The following is a 16,224-nucleotide window of genomic DNA, read 5'->3' on the forward strand; positions in this document are numbered from 1 at the left end:
CTTTACACCAAAGCTTCGGCCAAAGCCAACCCGCCCGACCGCTTACGGGTATGCAGGTGCAACCGGCGGGCCAATTTGGTTAATCGCGGCGCCGGCGGGGAAGTTCCAATCTTGCCCGGTTCCTTGGCAGGATTCTGGGCGAAAGAACAGCCATTTTCACGGGATTCGCCGGGCGAAAACGCGTCAGCGCGGGAACTCGTCAATTTTGGTGCCCGGCTGCTCGCTGCCGGGAGCAGAGATAGCGGCGTGCGATCTTGAAAAAATGCAGGCGACCGATGCTCGGGACGGGCAGCTTTGGGAAAGAGAGCGCCCTTTTACTGCACGTCGAGCGGTGCGGTTCCGACCGCTTGGCCGCTGGCGTCGGTGGTGATCTTGTCGACCCGAGCTTCGGCCTGGCGCAACAGTTCCTCGCAGCGGCGCTTCAGGGCTTCGCCGCGCTCGTAGATCGTGACGGATTCCTCGAGCGGCACCTTGCCGTCCTCGAGCCGCTTCACGATCGTTTCGAGTTCCTCGATCGCGCGCTCGAAGGTGAGCCGGGAGACGTCGACTTGGGTATTTTCGGCCATATCCGTTTCCGATTGCCCGATTCGCTTGCCATCTCAAACAGCAGGGTTTTGCGGGCTTAATGTGGCGGGTCCGTCTAGGCGCCCATCAGGGCGCCGACATGCGCCGTAACAGATTCTTTCAGTCCTTGCAGGTCGTAGCCGCCTTCGAGCACAGAAACAACGCGGCCGCCAGCGGACTTGTCGGCGAGGTCCATCAGCTTGCGCGTAACCCAGGAATAGTCCTCCGCGCGCAAATTCAGCGAAGCCAGCGGATCGCGGTAATGCGCGTCGAACCCCGCGGAGATGATGAGCAGCTCAGGGCTGAATTTCTCGAGTTGCGGCAGGATCAGATTCTCGAACGCGCTGCGGAATTCGGGCCCGCCGTCTTCCGAGGCGAGCGGTGCATTGACGATGGTGTCGTGATCGCCGCGCTCGCCCTTGGCGCCGGTGCCCGGAAACAGCGGCATTTGATGCGTCGAGCAGTACATCACGGTCGGGTCCGACCAGAAGATGTCCTGGGTGCCGTTGCCGTGGTGAACGTCGAAATCGACGATGGCCGCGCGCTTGATGCCGTATTTGCGCTGCGCATGGCGCGCGGCGATCGCGACATTGTCGAAGAAGCAGAAGCCCATCGGCTTGCCGATCTCGGCGTGATGGCCGGGCGGGCGCACCGCGACGAAGGCGTTGCGGTGCTCGCCGTTCATCACCGCTTCGGTCGCAGCCACCGCACCGCCGACGCCGCGCATCACCGCTTCCCACGTGCCGGGGGACATCGAGGTGTCGCCGTCGATATAGACCTGGCCGCTGGTCGGCGCGATATGGCGCAGCTCGGTGACGTAATGCTCGTTGTGGCACAGCGTGACGAGATCGAGATCGCCCTCCGGCGCGAGGTCGCGCGCCAGGAACTGGAAGCGCTCGACCGACAGCGCCTCCTCCACCGCGCGCAGGCGGTCGGGTCTTTCAGGGTGTCCCGGCGGCGTGACGTGGTCGAGGCAGGCCTTGTGGGAAAGGAGGAGCGTGCTCATCAGGTCGGCCTCACAGGGAACGAACTCTCGACGTCGCTTGGCGCATCCGGCGCCAAAACGCAATGCAAAACCCAATCTATGCGTTCCACCGCGAATGGCAAAGGGTTGTCCCGTTCCGCGCCGGCTTCATCCGCATCAATTCACGCGCAGGATGCGGGTCGGCGGCAGCGGGCCGATCGGACCATGTGCCTTGAAAAAGGCAAACAGCGCATCGGCGTCATAGCCGCCATATTGCGGCGAAGCGCCCTGTTTCGCGACCGTAAACCCGTCGCCGCCGACGGCGAGGTAATCGTTGACGGTCACGCGGTAGCCGGTACCCGGCTCGATCGGTTTGCCATTGAGCGTCATTTTGTCGGCCATCACGCGTTCGCCGAACTGCTTTGACGCATCCCAGCTGTAGCTGAATCCGATCGACACCTGGAGGATCCGCGGCCGCTTCGGATCGAGCCATTGCTGCTCCAGCATGTCCTTGAGCTGGTTGCCCGTGAGCGTCATCGTGACGAGGCGGTTGCGAAATGGCTGGCTCGCGAACAGCTCGCCGTAGGAGACCGCGCCGTTCTCTTTCGGAATGATGTCGGTGCGGATGCCGCCTGGATTGGTGAGCGCGATGACAGCGCTGCCATCCTTGGCGTCCCTGGTTGCGGCGAGCTGTGCATCGGCAATGACGTCGCCGAGCGCGCTTTCACCGGCCTCGTTCGGGACGCGCGACAGCGTCTGCGTCACCGATCCGGCCGGCCGGTTGGCAATCGGCGCCGAGAGCTTGTCATAGGCGTCGATCAGCGCGGTCTGCTCGGGATCCTTGGCCAGCGACGCGTTGGCGACGATGACGTTCTCGGCCTTGGCGCTGACGATGTCGCGCGTTGCCGGATCGAGCTTGAGGTCGATCGCGGTGACCAGCGTGCCGTATTTGTCGCCGCTGGTGACCAGCCTGCCGTCGATGTTGCAAACATAGGCACGATGGGTGTGGCCGCTGACCACGACGTCGACGGCGCGGTCGAACTTCTTGACGATGTCGACGATCGGCCCGGTGATTGCCGGGCATTCGTTGTAGTCGCCGGAAGGTTCGCCGCCCTGGTGGATCAGCACCACGATCGCCTCGACGCCGCGCGCCTTCAGTTGCGGCACCAGCGCGTTCACCGTCTCGGCCTCGTCGCGAAATTCGAGCCCGGCAATGCCCGACGGAGAGACGATGCCGGCGGTCTCCTTCAAGGTCAGCCCGATAAAGGCGACCGGGATGCCCTCGAACTCCCTGATCTCGTAAGGCGGCAACACGCTCTTGCCGGTCGCGGTCTCGATGGTGGAAGCCGCGAGGTAGTGGAATTTTGCTCCGGTGAACGGATGCGGCCCCTGGCATCCATCTTCCGGATGGCAGCCGCCGTTCTGCATCCTGAGCAGCTCGGTCTTGCCCTCGTCGAATTCGTGATTGCCGACCGAGGTGATCGCAAGCCCCATCATCGAGAGCGCCTCGACCGACGGTTCGTCGTGAAACATCGCCGACAGGAACGGGCTCGCACCGATCAGGTCGCCGGCGGCGACGAAGATGGTGTTCTTGTGCCCCTCGCGCAATTGCTTCACCAGCGTCGCCATGTACTCGGCGCCGCCGGCGGCGACCATCACCTTCTTGCTCTTGTCCTCGGGATCGTTGATGCGGATGCCGCCCGGCGGCGGACGGAGATTGCCGTGGAAATCGTTGATCGCGAGGATGCGCAGCTCGACGGGCGCCGCGGTCTGGGCCGCGGCGGGCAGGGCGAAGATGAGCGCGAGCGCAGCAAGGACGGATTGGTATCGCATGGAATCAGAGTAGTCGTTCCGCGCGAAGATTTCACGAAGCATTGTCGTGATCGCGCCGAGGCCTACCGCTTCTTCCTGTTCGCAAACGCGTTGAACGCGGCGATCGCTTCGTCGGACTTCAGCCGCTCGCCGAACAGATGGCCCTCCTGATCGATGCGGCGGGTGAGTTCTTCCGGCGGGGCACGCAGCAGCTTGCGCGAGGTCGCGACCGCTTCGGCCGGCAGCCGGCAGATCTCGCGCGCCACCTTGCGGGCCTCGACCTCGGTATGTCCCGGCGACACCACGGTGTTGACGAAGCCGGCGGCATGGGCCTCCGCGGCGGTGAAGCTGCGCCCCATCACCAGCATTGCAAAGGCGCGCTGGTATCCCATCGTGTGCGGCATCAACAGGCTGGCGGCTCCGACCGGCACGAGTCCGAGATGGATATAGGGCGCGGAGAATGTCGCAGCGGTGGAGGCGAGCACATAGTCGCAGTGGAACAGCATCACCGTCCCCACGCCGATCGAGGCACCGTCCACGGCGGCAATGATCGGTTTGACGTTGAGGGTGAGCGAATAGAGAAATTTGGCGCCGTCCGACAAGGTTTCCGGACGCGAAGTATCCGCGTGCATGAAATCGTCGATGTCATCGCCGGCCGTGAACACGCCGGAGCCGCCGGTGATGATCATGCAACGGATATCGGGATTGTTCTGCGCGGTGTCGATCGCGCGGCTCATCTCGCGATACATGTCCTGGGTGATCGCGTTCTTCTTGCTCGGGCGGCGCAGGGTGATGACGCGCGTTCCACGCTCTTCGGTGACGACGATATTGCCGTTCGGCATGAACACTCCCTGCGGCCGCCGCGGCGCCTGCCATCGGCGAGTCTTAGCATAGCTCAGCCTACATGATCCGGCCGGCGTGCCAATCCTGCGGCTCACCAATTCGGTGGGGATGCCGGTGGGCGGTTGCATGACACCCGTCCGACATTGCATTCGTACGGGGGAACCGAGGCGCGAAAGCTGCCTCCCATGTGCTGCGGCGTTTTGCGCATTGCAACAATTGGCTACAATGTTTAATTTGAAAAACCGGTGGTTGTGCGGCACGATCAGCCGTCTCGTTCAGGAGGCCGACACTTGATCGATGATTGCCGCAACGGGCGTTGACGAATCCTCGGTTCACTACCGCGGCTGGCGCGTGGTGCTGGCCTGCTTCCTGATGGCCTTCTTCATGTTCGGCTTTGGTCTCTATGGCCAGGGCGTCTATCTCGCCGAGCTCCAGCGCGCGCATGGCTGGCCCGGTACGCTGGTGTCCACGGCCAGCACATTCTCGTTCCTGCTGACCTCCGTCCTTGTCATCTTCACCGACGATCTGCTTGCCCGCATCGGGCTGCGGGCGTTGATCCTGTGCGGGCTGGCCGCGCTTGGCGCATCGACCGCGCTGCTGGCATTGATGCAGGCGCCCTGGCAGCTCTATCTTGCCTATGCGCTGATGTCGGTCGGCTGGACCGGCATGGGCTCGGTGGTGATCGCAACGGTGCTGAACGCGTGGTTCGTGCGGCGCCGCGGGCTTGCGCTCAGCCTCGCCTTCAACGGCGCGACCTTCGGCGGCATCATCCTCGTCCCGGTCTTGCTGGCGCTCAGCAGCAGCATCGGCTTCCGCTCAGCCATGCTGGCGGCCACCATCGTGATGGTGGTGCTGGTGCTGCCGGTCGTCGTCGTCTTCACCGGCTGGCCGGTCGATGCGGCACCGAATGCAGCCGGTATATCCGGGGCCAAGGCCGCGGGTCATTCGCGCAAGGATCTGCTCGCCAACGCGTCATTCTGGACCATGGTCCTGCCGATCGCGATCGCGCTGCTCGCGCAAATGGGATTCATCATCCATCAGGTGACGTTTCTCGAGCCGCTGATCGGCCGCGCCAGTGCCGGCCTGGCGGTCACCATCATGGCCGCGATGGCGGTGGTCGGCCGGCTGTCGCTCGGCCTGTTCGTCGACCGGCTCGATCCGCGGCTTGCCTGCGCGGCGTCGATGACGAGCCAGGCGGCGGCGCTGTTCGTTCTGCTGCAAAGCCAGAGCCCGACCGTGCTGCTCATATGTTGCGCCGTCTATGGCTTCTCGATCGGCAACATGATCACGTTTCCGCCTTTGATCATCCAGCGCGAGATCGGCAGCACGGCTTTCGCAGCCGCGATGGGGTTGGGGACGTCGATCAGCGGCATCGTCAGCGCCTTCGGCCCCGGCATTGTCGGCCTCGTGCGCAGCGTGAGCGGCGATTACACCATGGCGTTCGCGATGTGCGTGGTGCTCGATGTCATTGCGGCCGGCATCGTGCTGTGGCGGCCGGGAAGACGGGCAGCCGTCACGCGCGATCTATCGCCCGAGCAGGATCGTAAGGTGGGATAATCCACCCGACGTGTCCACGCTTTCAGGTTACCCCAGCAACACTGCATCCGCCGCGGCGACCGACTCCGCGCTCTCCGTTACGATGCGCTCGAGCGCGGGCGCCTGCACCGTGATGTTTTCGGCGAAGAAGCGTGCGAGCGAAACGTAACGCGCGGCTTCCGTGTTGCCGTCGGCCTTGGCGGCGAGCGCCTCGGAGGCCAGCATGCAGCCGCCGAGCGTCGCGCCGAACTGCTGCAGATACGGCGTCGCGCCGGCGAGCGCCTCGTTCGGCGCAGAAGTGACGCGCTCCAGCAGCCACTTGCTCGTGCGCGTCAGCGCCTCCAGCGCCTCGCGCAGTTTCACGCCCGTGGTGCCGAAGGCAGGATCGTTGGAAGCTTCGACCTGCTTCACGGTGGCGGAGAGCTCGTCGAGCAGCGCCCACACCGCCGCGCCGCCATTGGCCGCAAGCTTGCGGGTGACGAGGTCGATCGCCTGGATGCCGTTGGTGCCCTCGTAGATCGCGGTGATGCGGGCATCGCGATAATGCTGCGCGGCGCCGGTCTCCTCGATGAAGCCCATGCCGCCATGGACCTGCACGCCGAGATAGGCGACCTCGTTGCCGATATCGGTGGAATAGCCCTTTGCCATCGGCGTCAGCAGCGCGGCGCGCGCAGCAGCATCGGCGCGCACCTTCGGATCCTTGGCGCGCAGGGACACGTCGAGCGCGACCGCGGTCGCATAGCAGATGGTGCGCGCGGCCGCGGTCTGCGCCCGCATCCGCATCAGCATTCGCTTGACGTCGGGATGCACGAAGATCGCATCCGACCCGTCGCCCTTCTTGCCGACGGCGCGGCCCTGCTTGCGCTCCTGCGCATAGGCCAGCGCCTGCTGATAGGCGCGATCGGCGACGCCGACACCCTCCAGGCCGACGCCGAGACGGGCCTGGTTCATCATCGTGAACATGCAGCGCATGCCCTGGTTCTCTTCGCCGATCAGGAAACCGATCGCGCCGCCATGGTCGCCCATGGTCATGGTGCAGGTCGGCGAGGCGTGCATGCCGAGCTTGTGCTCGACGCCGGAAGCGAAGATGTCGTTGCGCGCACCGAGCGAGCCGTCGGCATTGATCATGAACTTGGGAACAAGAAAGAGCGAGATCCCCTTGGTGCCGGCGGGCGCGTCCGGCAGGCGCGCCAGCACGAAATGCACGATGTTGTCGGTCATGTCATGCTCGCCATAGGTGATGAAGATCTTCGTCCCCTTGATGCGATAGGTGCCGTCGGCCTGCCTGTCGGCGCGGGTGCGCAGCGCACCGACGTCGGAGCCGGCCTGCGCTTCCGTGAGCTGCATGGTGCCGGTCCATTCGCCGGTGACGAGCTTTTCGAGATAGATCGATTTCAGCTCGTCGCTGCCATGCGCATCGAGCGCCTCGATTGCAGACGCCGTCAGCAGCGGGCAGAGGCCGAAGGCGACGTTGGAGGCGCTCCAGATTTCGGTGCAGGCGGCGTTGATCGCCATCGGCAGGCCCTGGCCGCCGAAATCTTCCGGCCCGGACACCGCGTTCCAGCCGCCGTCGGTCCAGCGCTTGTAGGCATCCGGCCAGCCCGGCGCGGTCGTGACCTTGCCGTCGTCGAGCTTGATGCCGTGCTCGTCGCCGACCTTGTTGAGCGGCGCCAGCACGTCGGTCGCGAACTTGCCGGCTTCCTCCAGCACCGCCGACACGATGTCGCCGTCGAAATCGCCGTAATGGCCGGCGTCCACGGCGGCCTTGAGGCCGGCGCCATGGTTGAGCGACAGCAGCATGTCAGAAATCGGCGCGCGGTAGGTCATGGCTCACTCCCGTGGACAGGTTTGGCGCCGTATTCCCATGAAACGCCGGAGGTCTCAATGGGCGGGAGGGCCGGGGCCGGGCGGGGATCGAGCCTATAATAGAGTGTGGCCGGGCCGGCCCCGGGCCCGCGGTATTTTGCCCCTCCAGGCGGTTGAAATGCTGCGCCGCTCCCTATAGACCGGCTGCGACCAGAGGGAATCTGCGGTTGCCGGTTCTTCCGCCGTTCCCCTTGTCGCCTGATGGGGCGTAGCCAAGCGGTAAGGCAGCGGATTTTGATTCCGCCATTCGGAGGTTCGATCCCTCCCGCCCCAGCCAGCGCCAATGCCCTGATTTTGTTGCGAAAATGGTCCTGCTCAAAGCAGAATTTCCAGCGCGTTTGGAAATTCCGTTTGCCTCGCATTTGGAAATTCTGTGCTGGTTTCGTTTTTAATCGGCGGCAGATGAAAGTCGTCGCGCGTTGAACGTCGCTCAACTTATCGAAATACGAATTGAGCGGATGAACGGCGTCTGCCCGTTGAAGACTTCCCACCGTCGACGTCGCGCGCGCGATCAACAATTGCAAAACCCCGCTGCCCCGTGCGGCGTTCAACGGAGCGCGAAGTCTATCCTTGAGATCGAACGCCAGTCTTCGAAATTGGGGAGGTCTGCGCTTCGTCTCGAGGTGATGCTGCTCCATCAGCATTCTGCTGATCGAGCTCCTTCTGTGCCAAGAGATGTGCATGCCGCTTACGGGTCGCAGCCAACGCTCGCATCATCGTCTCCTTGGCATAGCCGCGATAGGCCTGTGCGGTCTTGTGGCCCGAGAGCGCACGACCCTGGCCGTCTGTCAGCTCCGCTTCCTCGAGTTCGGTCATGCCGCCGTGTCGACAGGAATCAAGCGTGAACAGCTTTGACACGCCGTCGATCTTCTTGCGCATCTGCTGCACTACTTTTTCCATGCCAGGGTAGGACCACACTTTGGCATCACCCTTGCGTTCACCCTTTTGGATCCGACGCATGATCATCGGGACGCCAAGCTTTGGCAGATGACTCAAAACGTCCTCCGCTTCGGCATAAAACTTGACGGTCTCTCCATCGAGAGTTTCTTCGAGCGGATGCCAGACCAGCGCCTTATTCTTGTGGTGCTCGATGCGTACAGCGTTTGGCCAGTTCTTGCTGCGGTAGTCCGGCCACGTCAAAAACCCGGCCACCACGTTCTCCGGCCGCTGCAACCATTCAAAGCATATCACGGCGACGGCTGCGGGTTCAGGCCGCCCTTCTTTGATGCAGCCCCATGCAAATTTATAAACCTCTTCTCGAGTCACCGCGTGCTTCTTGGTCTTGGTGCGGCTCTTGAGGGTGAAATCGTCCCAGGGGTTCGGATGCTTCTTGTCGAACAACTCCGGGTGTAGACGACGCATGATCCGCCACGCCTTTCGGCAGAGGCCGACGACCTTTTCTCCCTGCCGCAGCCTGATGCCGTTCGGCCCGTTGATGATTTTGTCGTAGATCTTATCGGCAGCTCGTGGCGTAACCTCCATGATCTGCCGTTCACCAATCCGCCGTCCGTTCTTGTCGACCGTGTCGCAGATCATTTGCATGATCCGTTCGTAATCGGGGCGGGACCGAGGTGAGACTTTCTCGGAATAGGCCTTCTCCGTCTTGTATTGCCGGAATAGCCAATCGATCGTGCCATAGCGCGCGATCTTTGCCTGTTCGCCGGGCTCCCCCCTGCGGTGATTGTTCCATTCATCAAAGAGGGCATTGAGCGTGGCAGCGCGTCCGCCTTTTCCCTCTTCACCACATGCGACTTCGTAGCTCGTTCCAAGTGGCTCATTCGCCATCTCGCAGCCGAGCTTGCGGTAATGGGTGGGAATCCGGAAATAGAACGCGACCGAACCGCGGGCAAGCCGACGCACCTCCACAAAGCGTGGAAGCGGCCGCTCCAAGGTCACAAATCCTCGGCGAGGTCGCCCGGCACCATGTCCGGCGCGATAGCCCGGTCCAGATCGTCCTTCAACCACAGCTGACGCCTTCCTTCTTTCACACGTGGTCGAGGATACTCCTTACCGACTCGTTTGAGAAAGGCTTCTACAGTTGTTTCGCCGCAATACCCGGCTGCGATTGCGGCTGGCATACGACGCGGCCAAGAGCCTGCGGGAACTACGGCAGAACGTGGCATTGCGATCGGTCTAAGCGCGAGTTGTGGAGGCGGCTTCAGCAGTGTGGTGTGCCGGGCATCATGCAGAAGGCCGCGGACACTTGAAACCGCGACAGCAGCGAGATCGCGCGGGAAGGTAGAAGATCGGTTAGCGGTACGAGCAGACCACGGATTTGGCGTGGACGGCCTACGCGCCACGCTTGAAGCGCATAGGCATCCAGAACTGCCGCAGGGCCTCAACGGCTACTGGAATGTCACGCCAGGCGTTTTGAGCGACGGGCAGCGTTCCCAGCGTGTGCCGGGCCGGGGGTAGCAAGGGCCGACCGGCGTCATCGATGCAATGGATCAGGATCGGCCGCAGCATAAGGTGTTCAGTGCCGTTCGGAGAGAGAAGGCGCCACCAGACGAGAAGCCGAAGCTTCATGACGGCGTAGAAGCCCATGCACCAGGGCCGCGGGTCGACTTCGCCGTCCGGCGATCGCACGAACAGCGGCTCGAAGCTCTCCGGTCTCGTCGACAGCGTCTCGCTGATCGCGTTGTGGCGCATCAGCGTGGCGGCGATCGCCGAGAACTCCTCGGTATCGTGATTGAAGGCGTCGGGATCTACGCCAAGGAGCGGGCATACCCATTCCTCGGACGCCATTGAGACCGGCCCGGCGACGACCGCGGCCACTGCGCCGTCGAGCATGGAGAGCGATGTCGCCCGCGGATGCCGAAGCGCCGGCGCCCTGGCGCGCTCGCTTATCCATTGCCCGAGCTGTTCGAACGACATGGCATAGTCCGCCATCGTCGTCTTGGCCCGTTTTCCTCGCCGTTGCTTCGGCTTTGTCATGCTGCGGCCCGCTTTTCGGCTTCGCGTGCGGCCTTCCAGTTCCAGGCCAGAAGTTCGTGCAGCTGGTTGGCCTTCGTGGTGCCGCTCACCATGCGCTCGAGAACGTCGACGAGATAGGCCTCGGGGTCGAGGCCATTCAATTTTGCCGTGTTAAGAAGCGAAGAAAGTATCGACCAAGTCTCGCCTCCTCCTTCGTCACCACTGAACAACGAGTTCTTTTTTCCGATGGCAATCGGTCTGATTGATCGTTCGACTGTGTTGGTGTCCGGCTCGAGCCGCCCGTCGTCCAGGAATGCCGTCAGGCCCTGCCAGCGTTCGAGCATGTAATCAATCGCCTTGATGAGCGTCGAGCGGCGGGAGATTCCGTCTTTCACCGCGATCAGACGGGCCTTCAACGCCTCCATCAGCGGCTTCGTCTCGGCCTGTCGCGTCGCGCGGCGTTCCCCGGCGTCGAGACCGCGGATCCTCTCCTCGATCGCGTAGACGGCTGCGATGCGCTCGATGACCTCCGCGGCGAAGGGAGAGTTCGTCGTCTTGTGCACCCTCACGAAGTTACGGCGCGCGTGAACGAGACAATATGCCAGCTGGATCTTGCCCGGCATCTTCGCATCGCCCGCCAGCGAGACGTAGGCGGCATAGCCGTCGACTTGCAGCACGCCTTCGAAGCCGGCCAACTGCGCCACGATCTCCTTCTTGCCGCGACCGCCCGCGAACACGTAGGCGACCGCCGGCGGTGCCGGCCCCTTCCACGCCCGATCGTCCGTCGCATGCGCCCAGAACTGGCAGATCCTCGTGCGGCCGCGTCCCGGGTCGAGCACCGGCATCGGCGTCTCATCGCAGAACAACCGCTCGAAGCCGTGCATGGTCTTCAGTTGCAGATCGTAGAGGCTTCTTACCAGCCATGCCGCACTTCCCATCCAGCGCGCCAGCGTCTGACGGTCGACGACGACACCTTGGCCCGCCAGGATCTGCGTCTGGCGGTAGAGCGTCGATTGCCAGGCATATTTGGCCGCGGCGATATGCGCGATCAGCGCCGTCGTCGCCATGCCGCCTTCGACGAGCCGCGCCGGTGCCGGCGCCTGGACGATCGGGCCCTCACAGGCGCGGCAGGCGTATTTGGGACGGATCGTGCGCAGCACACGCAGCCACGCAGGAACCCGATCGAGCGCTTCGCTGCTCTCCTCGCCGATCCGATGCATCTGACCCGTGCAGCACGGGCACAGCGTGGACGCCGGCTCGATCACCCGCTCGACCCGGGGCAGATGCGCCGGCAGCGCGCCGATGTTGCGCCTCGCTTTGCGCCGCTTCGGTCTCGGCGCGTCCGGTTTGTCGTCATTGGCCGGAGGCTGCGCGCCCGCGGTCCGTTCCAGATCGAGCGCGATCTGTTCAGCGCAGACGATTGCCGAGCGCTCCGATCGCGCGCCGAAGATCAGGCTCTTCAACGTGGCGATCTCTGCGCGCAGATCGTCGTTCTCGCCTTCGAAAGCCAGCACCATCTCGGCGAGAGCCGCAGGGTCAGAGGGGAGATCTTCAGGGCGAAGCGCCATATCGCAGAGCTACACGAATACACTCGCAATCGCCAGCAAAACAAGACGATTCAGGCGACTTTCGTCGGCCGCTTCGTCATCTTCGGGACCACACGCGACCACTCGGAAAGACCTTCGATCAGCATCGCCAGTTGCGCTCCCGTCACCAGCATCGTCCCCTCGCGAACAGTTGGCCAGGCGAAGCCCCCACTCTCGAGCCACTTCGTCGCCAGAACTATTCCAGAGCCGTCAAAAACGAGAAGCTTCAAACGATCCGATCGCTTCGATCGGAAGACATACACGTCGCCGCTGTAGGGCTGACCGCCCAATCCCTCCGCCACCAGCGCGACCAGGCCATGAACTCCTTTGCGAAAGTCAATCGGCTGCGTCGCGACGAACACACGGACCATTGGACCGAACGAGATCATCGCGTCGACCTCACCGCCGCCAGCACGCGCTCCAGCGTCGCGGCGTCGACGCCGGTGGGCACGCGCACCGTCGCGCCCGCGATCATCACCTCGATCCGTTCGACCGGACCCGCCAGGACGCGAGGCTTGCCGACCGCATTCGGCCGAGCCCCGACGGCCTCGTCGAGCCTGACCTGTACGAACTGCGGCGCTTCACTCGACACGAGCCGCGCGTGGCGCCGCCACACACCGAGCAGTCCCCGGTTGACCCCGTTGCGCCGCGCCACCTCGGAAATGCTCGTCTCCGGATCCGCGCTCTCGGCCACGATCCGCGCCTTCTCGGCGTCGCTCCAACTGCGTCGTCGCCTCTCCCCTGTGATCACTTCGATCCGCTGATAGGAGTCGGCTCCATTCCTGTCTTGATGCCTGGCTTGATCCATTGAAATGAGTGTCCCTCGCGTTGCCTGTCCACGCGCGAGTCTCGCTCATCCAGTCGTCGTATACCAGGTGGGGCCGTCGTACCGTTTACGAAGATCGTACGAAAGGGATGCGTTGACAGCAGTCGCAGGTCACAGAGAGGCTGGAACGCTCATGCCGAGGCATTCCGCACGGTTCGGTCTAAGCTAATTCTCGATTTTGCGGACTCTTAATCAGCGGGTCCCAGGTTCGAGCCCTGGTGCGCCCACCATATAAATCAAGACCTTAGCGAGAGAAACCGTTTGAGAGAGCCGAACTAAAACGGTTTTTCAAACGGTGTTTTTAGCGGCCCGTCGGCGAGCCCACTCTCGGCATTGTGATCTGCATCAGTGCGGCGGAGACGGGGACGATTCGCTCAAAGCCGCCCTACATGGCCTGCACTCTCCCACTTCCGTTCAATGTCATCGGCGACGCCTTGGTTCGGTTGCGCCGTGCTTCCGTCGAAATAGTGCTTGAAGTCGACGTGGACCCTCATGTTGTCCGGTCGGTAGGCCGCCATGCGATCGTAAAGAAGAACGGACGCGGCCTCGAAACGCCGATAGACCGATTTGTGCATCGGTGATCTCGATTCTTCCGTCTCGGGATCGATCGGCAGGTCACGAACTCCGGCCTTGAGGAAGCCTCCCGCCTGCTCGTTGTGCTGGGGGCCGGCGGGATCGGGCGACAGCCGTAGCACACCGCCGTCGTGTTTCAGCCCGTCCGGAATGAGCGAAGCTCCGGCGAGCAGCCAGTTCAGCGCGACGTCTGAGCGCCGAGCCTCATTCTCGAGATAGCCGCCGCCGACATCGGCGTGCACGCCCGGAAACCAGACCTGTTCGAAGTAAAGATTGCTGTGCGCGTCGCGTTGGTCCTGCTTCTCGGCTGTCGGGGACCAGCCGACGCGCGTGAAGTCGGCGCGGTTCTCGTCAATCGAGATCGCATGCTTAGCGTAGCCGACATTGGGATTGAGGGTTGTGTCGTAGAATTTGTGCTTCGGCGGGGCCAAATGCACCGTCCGGAGGCGCTTTATGAACCCATAGCCGGGCAGAGCTGGAGCGATCTTAAGATAGTTCATGAGAAAGACGATCAGCGCTGTGGCGACGCCGAGGTAACTCAGAATCTGGGCCCCCCATCCAGCCCATGGAAAGACCGGCTGTAGGAAGCCACCGAGCCAATGAAGCCCGATCAGTAACGCAACGCCGGAGGTCACGAGCGCCGCGCCCAGATATTTGTGGCCGAGGGCGGCAACGGTATCGAACACGCCGATGAAGTAGGGAAAGACGTTCGCGTGCTCGGCGCCGTTGACGGTGATTGTGCTGCCGTACTGCTGCCTGAATTGGGCGGCGATGGCGTCGCGCGTCTCGAGCAGGAATTGGCGGTACCCACCAATCTTGCGTGAGTACGATGGGCAGAATTGATAGACATCCTTGACGGCGTGCTCGGCCAGCCTGTGGATGCTCTTTGGGTCGCGGCGCAGGGGCGAGCCGTCCGGCATATGGCGCGGGACCCCGCAATAGGTCATGACACCGGCAACCGATCGGACCGTGTAGGCGCCCCGGCTGAAGCCGATGAGAAATATCCGATCGCCTTCCTCATACAGGGCTATGATCGCGGCATAGCAGTCGACTATGTTCCGGGTGATCCCAAGGCCCGTCGCCATACTGGCGAGGTTGTAGAGCCACCGCATCCAACCGATCTTGAAGTGACCGCCGTCGGACGCTGAACCAAGACCGGCGTCGTAGAAGGCGACCTGTTCTGATGGCTCGACCTTCGTGTCTGGGCCGACCCGGCAGGCGCGGTAGAGCTTGTAAACATTCGTGCGGGCTTCGTCGAAATTGATGCCGCCAGCCTGGCCTGTGCCGTCGGAAAAGATCACGATATTCTTCGGCATTGCACACCACCCCCCAAAGTGCGCCAAAGGCCAATCTATATCACAGATTGTGCGTGTCGAAATGTGAGCTGGCCCACTTGCGTGTCCTCCTTACTTTGAGTCATCTAAGCTTCAACTCACGGCGGTCGCGTAACAGCTTGATCGGTATTGCCGCTTACGCGCGCAATAATCTTGTTCAGTCTGCAAGCGGAAGGCATCACGAGCAGCCCCGCGAAGCGCTTTGCTGCAGACATAGCGGCGTTAGAACGCGAGTCTCGACGCGCTGCCGCTGATATTAAGGATTCGATCCAAGGCCTAAAGCCGCACAGAGCGGACGCGTACGAACGTGTAAAGGACGCGTTGGGTGAGGGCCGCTTTATTCAGATCGACGGGGAAACAGGCTGCGGCAAGTCAGCGCTTCTGAAGCGGTGCGTCCAAGAGTCTGAATCCACTGGGCCCGCTTTTTTTGAAGGACTCCCGAATTCACACCCGCGGGTGGAGCTACTACGCATCGACAATCGGTATTTCGGACGACATCGCAACGCTATTGCGCGAGTTTGCCCGACGCTGGGCGCGGCGCTCGCGTCATAATTCATCCACCTTCTCCCTTACTTCTACCGAGAGGAGTGCTTATGTCCTCGTGCACCTTATTCACCTCGGACAGAAATCATGAGTTGGGCTCTTTGGAATAAGCTCCCGCGCGGCCTGCTGAAGAAGCAGTTCAAGGCGTGGGACCGGCTTGGCCCGGACGTCAAGCGGCTGGTCGTGAGGCTCGCCGAGGAGCAGAAGTTCAAATGCGTTCACTGTCCGCGCGAGCGCAATCTCATCATCGAACATGATCACGATCCGATATTCGGCACCGGTGATAGGCTGACCGCGTTCAATATCCGGGGGCTCGTCTGTCAGCGGTGCAACTGGCACCTCATGATCTACGAGAAGGATCTCAACGGCGAATATCGGGGATTCGACGACGTCTCCAGCTACATTTCCGACAGCGAATGGGAGACCTACATCTATGCCTACGACACCCGGGTTGTCAGGCTATACGAGAGCCAACTCGAAGAGCGGATGGGCACCCTCAAATACCTGAAGCGGCGGATTTTTCTCGACAAGTTCGATGATTGGAAGGAGTGGGGGCCCCGCAAGCGGACTTACCCCTGGCTTTGGGGCTTTGACGAAATCAAGGAACGGCGGCGCAATATCATCCGGACGCCTGAGCAGTTCTTCAAGGTACTGGCGGCTATCGCCGAGTACATAAAGAACCAGATTGCAAAAGACCCGGGCTGGAGGCCGCCTCAGGAGATGATGCCTATGCTCGGCCGGATCGTTGAGTTCGTGGAGGGGCTCTGGCCTGAAATCGAGGAGCGCTACAAGGCCCTGCAAGCAGGACGGAGCGAAGCCGTGCAGCCGTCGGTGGTGGCGGCGACCGCGTGAAACCAGGTTTCC

At 62.7% G+C, this 16,224-nt stretch carries 13 protein-coding genes and 1 tRNA gene; 3 read left to right on the forward strand and 11 right to left on the reverse strand.

What is annotated here, in order from left to right:
* Positions 1-314: 314 nt before the first annotated feature.
* The 4 genes from NLM32_RS14240 to NLM32_RS14255 form a co-directional block, all read right to left on the reverse strand.
* Positions 315-566, reverse strand: coding sequence for an exodeoxyribonuclease VII small subunit (locus NLM32_RS14240; RefSeq protein WP_254129599.1), 252 nt, complete (start codon positions 564-566; stop codon positions 315-317).
* A gap of 74 nt (positions 567-640) precedes the next feature.
* Complete coding sequence (locus NLM32_RS14245) at positions 641-1,570, reverse strand: histone deacetylase family protein (protein ID WP_254129600.1); 930 nt, start codon at positions 1,568-1,570, stop codon at positions 641-643.
* A gap of 135 nt (positions 1,571-1,705) precedes the next feature.
* On the reverse strand, positions 1,706-3,361 hold the full coding sequence (locus NLM32_RS14250; RefSeq protein ID WP_254129601.1) for a bifunctional UDP-sugar hydrolase/5'-nucleotidase: 1,656 nt from the start codon (positions 3,359-3,361) through the stop codon (positions 1,706-1,708).
* A gap of 62 nt (positions 3,362-3,423) precedes the next feature.
* Positions 3,424-4,182 carry an enoyl-CoA hydratase-related protein gene (locus tag NLM32_RS14255; RefSeq protein WP_254135302.1) on the reverse strand — a complete coding sequence of 253 codons (759 nt, stop codon included), beginning with the start codon at positions 4,180-4,182 and terminating at the stop codon, positions 3,424-3,426.
* A gap of 298 nt (positions 4,183-4,480) precedes the next feature.
* On the opposite strand from NLM32_RS14255, the gene NLM32_RS14260 reads away from it, so the two are divergent.
* Positions 4,481-5,740, forward strand: a complete 1,260-nt coding sequence (locus NLM32_RS14260) for an MFS transporter (RefSeq protein WP_254129602.1) — start codon at positions 4,481-4,483, stop codon at positions 5,738-5,740.
* Between the two features lie 27 nt (positions 5,741-5,767).
* Here the strand turns inward: NLM32_RS14260 and NLM32_RS14265 are convergent, their stop codons facing one another.
* On the reverse strand, positions 5,768-7,546 hold the full coding sequence (locus NLM32_RS14265) for an acyl-CoA dehydrogenase (protein ID WP_254129603.1): 1,779 nt from the start codon (positions 7,544-7,546) through the stop codon (positions 5,768-5,770).
* A gap of 241 nt (positions 7,547-7,787) precedes the next feature.
* On the opposite strand from NLM32_RS14265, the gene NLM32_RS14270 reads away from it, so the two are divergent.
* Positions 7,788-7,862: transfer RNA gene (locus tag NLM32_RS14270), tRNA-Gln, on the forward strand.
* A gap of 287 nt (positions 7,863-8,149) precedes the next feature.
* Here NLM32_RS14270 and NLM32_RS14275 read toward each other — a convergent pair.
* The 6 genes from NLM32_RS14275 to NLM32_RS14300 form a co-directional block, all read right to left on the reverse strand.
* Positions 8,150-9,475 (reverse strand): hypothetical protein, encoded by a 1,326-nt coding sequence (locus NLM32_RS14275; RefSeq protein ID WP_254129604.1) that lies wholly within the window; start codon positions 9,473-9,475, stop codon positions 8,150-8,152.
* A 399-nt stretch (positions 9,476-9,874) separates the two neighbouring features.
* A complete protein-coding gene (locus NLM32_RS14280; protein ID WP_254128703.1) occupies positions 9,875-10,474 on the reverse strand; it encodes a UPF0149 family protein in 600 nt (199 codons plus the stop codon).
* A gap of 41 nt (positions 10,475-10,515) precedes the next feature.
* Positions 10,516-12,066 (reverse strand): IS66 family transposase, encoded by a 1,551-nt coding sequence (locus NLM32_RS14285; RefSeq protein WP_254128702.1) that lies wholly within the window; start codon positions 12,064-12,066, stop codon positions 10,516-10,518.
* A gap of 50 nt (positions 12,067-12,116) precedes the next feature.
* Positions 12,117-12,473: an IS66 family insertion sequence element accessory protein TnpB gene (tnpB, locus tag NLM32_RS14290; RefSeq protein ID WP_254128701.1), complete on the reverse strand. Its 357-nt coding sequence runs from the start codon at positions 12,471-12,473 to the stop codon at positions 12,117-12,119.
* Positions 12,470-12,892: a transposase gene (locus NLM32_RS45815; protein WP_256568227.1), complete on the reverse strand. Its 423-nt coding sequence runs from the start codon at positions 12,890-12,892 to the stop codon at positions 12,470-12,472. The genes tnpB and NLM32_RS45815 overlap by 4 nt, the downstream gene beginning before the upstream one ends.
* A gap of 392 nt (positions 12,893-13,284) precedes the next feature.
* A complete protein-coding gene (locus NLM32_RS14300) occupies positions 13,285-14,799 on the reverse strand; it encodes a DUF2235 domain-containing protein (protein ID WP_254129605.1) in 1,515 nt (504 codons plus the stop codon).
* A gap of 648 nt (positions 14,800-15,447) precedes the next feature.
* On the opposite strand from NLM32_RS14300, the gene NLM32_RS14305 reads away from it, so the two are divergent.
* Entirely contained in the window at positions 15,448-16,212 is a 765-nt protein-coding gene (locus tag NLM32_RS14305) for an endonuclease domain-containing protein (RefSeq protein WP_254129606.1), read from the forward strand.
* The last annotated feature ends 12 nt before the right edge of the window (positions 16,213-16,224 follow it).

The sequence above is a fragment of the Bradyrhizobium sp. CCGUVB14 genome (assembly GCF_024199935.1).
In the GTDB taxonomy this organism is placed as follows: domain Bacteria; phylum Pseudomonadota; class Alphaproteobacteria; order Rhizobiales; family Xanthobacteraceae; genus Bradyrhizobium.

What these genes read in the sequence shown, in the direction of transcription:
- NLM32_RS14245 (WP_254129600.1), bottom strand. Translation starts at nt 1,570, where the DNA reads ATGAGCACGCTCCTCCTTTCCCACAAGGCCTGCCTCGACCACGTCACG.
- NLM32_RS14300 (WP_254129605.1), bottom strand. Translation starts at nt 14,799, where the DNA reads ATGCCGAAGAATATCGTGATCTTTTCCGACGGCACAGGCCAGGCTGGC.
- tnpB (WP_254128701.1), bottom strand. Translation starts at nt 12,473, where the DNA reads ATGATCTCGTTCGGTCCAATGGTCCGTGTGTTCGTCGCGACGCAGCCG.
- NLM32_RS14250 (WP_254129601.1), bottom strand. Translation starts at nt 3,361, where the DNA reads ATGCGATACCAATCCGTCCTTGCTGCGCTCGCGCTCATCTTCGCCCTG.
- NLM32_RS14280 (WP_254128703.1), bottom strand. Translation starts at nt 10,474, where the DNA reads ATGGCGGACTATGCCATGTCGTTCGAACAGCTCGGGCAATGGATAAGC.
- NLM32_RS45815 (WP_256568227.1), bottom strand. Translation starts at nt 12,892, where the DNA reads ATGGATCAAGCCAGGCATCAAGACAGGAATGGAGCCGACTCCTATCAG.
- NLM32_RS14255 (WP_254135302.1), bottom strand. Translation starts at nt 4,182, where the DNA reads ATGCCGAACGGCAATATCGTCGTCACCGAAGAGCGTGGAACGCGCGTC.
- NLM32_RS14305 (WP_254129606.1), top strand. Translation starts at nt 15,448, where the DNA reads ATGAGTTGGGCTCTTTGGAATAAGCTCCCGCGCGGCCTGCTGAAGAAG.
- NLM32_RS14265 (WP_254129603.1), bottom strand. Translation starts at nt 7,546, where the DNA reads ATGACCTACCGCGCGCCGATTTCTGACATGCTGCTGTCGCTCAACCAT.
- NLM32_RS14260 (WP_254129602.1), top strand. Translation starts at nt 4,481, where the DNA reads ATGATTGCCGCAACGGGCGTTGACGAATCCTCGGTTCACTACCGCGGC.
- NLM32_RS14285 (WP_254128702.1), bottom strand. Translation starts at nt 12,066, where the DNA reads ATGGCGCTTCGCCCTGAAGATCTCCCCTCTGACCCTGCGGCTCTCGCC.
- NLM32_RS14240 (WP_254129599.1), bottom strand. Translation starts at nt 566, where the DNA reads ATGGCCGAAAATACCCAAGTCGACGTCTCCCGGCTCACCTTCGAGCGC.